Below are 1,016 nucleotides of genomic sequence, written 5' to 3'. Positions count from 1 at the left end.
ATGGGCAAGGAAAAGTTCGCTCGCACCAAGCCGCACTGCAACATCGGCACGATCGGTCACGTCGACCACGGCAAGACGTCGCTGACGGCGGCGATCACGAAGGTGCTGGCTGAGACGGGCGGTGCGACGTTCACGGCCTACGACCAGATCGACAAGGCCCCGGAGGAGAAGGCGCGCGGGATCACGATCTCGACGGCGCACGTGGAGTACGAGACGGCCAACCGGCACTACGCGCACGTCGACTGCCCCGGCCACGCCGACTACGTGAAGAACATGATCACGGGTGCCGCCCAGATGGACGGCGCGATCCTGGTGGTGTCGGCGGCCGACGGCCCGATGCCGCAGACCCGGGAGCACATCCTGCTCGCCCGTCAGGTCGGCGTTCCGGCGCTGGTGGTGTTCCTGAACAAGGTCGACATGGTCGACGACGAGGAACTCCTGGAGCTGGTCGAGCTCGAGGTGCGCGAGCTCTTGTCGAAGTACGACTTCCCGGGCGACGACATCCCGATCACCAAGGGCTCGGCGCTGATGGCGCTCGAGGACAAGGAGCCCAAGATCGGCAAGGAGGCGGTGCTGGCGCTGATGGCGACGGTGGATGCCTACATCCCGCAGCCGGAGCGTCCGATCGACCTGCCGTTCCTGATGCCGATCGAGGACGTGTTCTCGATCTCGGGCCGCGGTACCGTGGTGACGGGTCGCGTCGAGCGCGGCATCGTCAAGGTCGGCGAGACGGTGGAGATCGTCGGGATCCGGGCGACCACGACCACGACGGTGACCGGCGTGGAGATGTTCCGCAAGCTGCTCGACCAGGGCCAGGCGGGCGACAACGTCGGCGTGCTGCTGCGCGGGACCAAGCGCGAGGACGTGGAGCGCGGCCAGGTCGTGTGCAAGCCGGGTTCGGTGAAGCCGCACACCAAGTTCAAGGCCGAGGCGTACATCCTGACCAAGGAGGAGGGCGGCCGCCACACGCCGTTCTTCACCAACTACCGGCCGCAGTTCTACTTCCGGACCACGGA

Annotated in this window: 1 protein-coding gene; it reads left to right on the top strand. The window is 66.8% G+C overall.

Going from position 1 to position 1,016, the window contains the following annotated elements; genetic code table 11:
• On the top strand, window positions 1-1,016 hold a 1,016-nt coding region (tuf, locus tag FV233_RS29580; protein ID WP_147899653.1), incomplete at its 3' end, for an elongation factor Tu.

It is taken from the genome of Methylobacterium sp. WL7, assembly GCF_008040085.1.
GTDB lineage: Bacteria > Pseudomonadota > Alphaproteobacteria > Rhizobiales > Beijerinckiaceae > Methylobacterium > Methylobacterium mesophilicum.
This window is presented reverse-complemented; position numbering and strand designations above follow the sequence as displayed.